At 56.3% G+C, this 1,301-nt stretch carries 2 protein-coding genes; both read left to right on the top strand.

All coding sequences use genetic code 11. From position 1 onward, the window contains the following. Nucleotides 1-212 precede the first annotated feature (212 nt). On the top strand, nt 213-647 hold the full coding sequence (locus tag LUTJ29_RS18740) for a hypothetical protein (RefSeq protein WP_144774678.1): 435 nt from the start codon (nt 213-215) through the stop codon (nt 645-647). 121 nt (nt 648-768) lie between these two features. After that, nucleotides 769-1,167 carry a hypothetical protein gene (locus LUTJ29_RS18735; RefSeq protein WP_144774679.1) on the top strand — a complete coding sequence of 133 codons (399 nt, stop codon included), beginning with the start codon at nt 769-771 and terminating at the stop codon, nt 1,165-1,167. Nucleotides 1,168-1,301 lie beyond the last annotated feature (134 nt).

Below are 1,301 nucleotides of genomic sequence, written 5' to 3'. Positions count from 1 at the left end.
GGAGAGAAATCTTTCATTTGTGAATCTCGATTAGCACCTAACAATTCATTCAAGCCGACGCCGCTTCGCGGCGCGGCTTAATTCAGGCGTTAGGCGCGCGTCAGGCCAAGGAGGCTCAATTGAAGGATTCTCTAATGTGTTCCAGAGCAATCACTGCCGCTGCTCTGATAGTTCTGCTTGTTGCAGGCTGTAAGACTAGCTCTACGGTTGGAATGCAGATGGTGCTTCCCCCCATGGCGGAAGTCATGGATGTTCCAAAGGACAAGACCTTTCTTATGGCTTCCCCGGTGACGCAGCCCTTGCCAGCGTTTCCTTCCGGGGTGCAGCGCGGTGCCAGTGCGCGCGTATGCATAGAGTTCGTGATTGACGAGAATGGGGCCGTATCTTCCGCAGCTCCTCTCTATGGCCTGCCCGAGTGTCCCGCGCCGAAGGAAGAGTTAGATCCACAATTCATCATCTCTGCCGTAGAGGCAGCGGGCCGGTGGCAGTTCCTGGCGGCAGCGATCTGCACCTTCCCGGACGGCGTTGACGCCACGGATGATTGTTCCGGCGAGGAAGTGGTAGTGACAACTGTCGCAATAAAAATCGCGTACGTGTTTTCGTTTGAGAGCGGTGGGCGCGTCACTGCTGTAGCAAGGCGCGACTAACAATGCGTTCAAGCCGAAATTGCATCGCTACGCCAGCCACATGGCAGAAAAAGCTTGCCATGTGGTTGGCTCCACTACGCAGCTCGGCTTAACTTAGGTGTTAGGCCAAAGGGAGAGGATCATGCAAGGACCACTTAAGAGCATCGCTGCAGGCGTGGTGTCGGGTATCGCCACCTACTTCGTATCCGTCGCCGCGCTTGGTTACACCAACGCATTCGTGATGCCGTCTTGGGCACCACTGGCACTTTGGGAGGCCGTCGTAGTCTTTGGGATTGGAGCCACACTTGTGGCGCTGCCCGCCCAGCTCGTCGCGCTTCGCATGTTCCAAGCGGGTGCTGCCTGGGCACTTGCATCGTTCCTCGGCACAACGCTTCTTGCAATGGGGCTGGCGGGCCAGCTCACTTTCGGTACCAAGGTCCTTGTTGCATGGGCGGTAGGTGCGTTGCTGGCATCGCTTATATACCGCAAGCTGCGGCCTAACAAATCATTCAAGCCGACACCGCTTCGCGGCGCGGCTTAATTCTGGTGTTAGGCTGCTATGGAGAGAACATAGGTGATCAACAAACGGATCTTGGTTGCGGCTCTGATCTTTTTCTCTGCGCACATCATCCTTAGTGAGATCATGTCCGCCGTGGGCATCGAGCCGTGGACGAT

Origin of the sequence: Luteimonas sp. J29 (assembly GCF_000472505.1) — a bacterium.
GTDB lineage: Bacteria > Pseudomonadota > Gammaproteobacteria > Xanthomonadales > Xanthomonadaceae > Luteimonas.
Note: the sequence above shows the minus strand (reverse complement) of the source record. Positions and strands in the feature narration are given on the sequence as shown.

Excerpts from the sequence above, each read along its gene's own strand:
- LUTJ29_RS18740 (WP_144774678.1), top strand. The coding sequence starts at position 213 with ATGCAGATGGTGCTTCCCCCCATGGCGGAAGTCATGGATGTTCCAAAG.
- LUTJ29_RS18735 (WP_144774679.1), top strand. The coding sequence starts at position 769 with ATGCAAGGACCACTTAAGAGCATCGCTGCAGGCGTGGTGTCGGGTATC.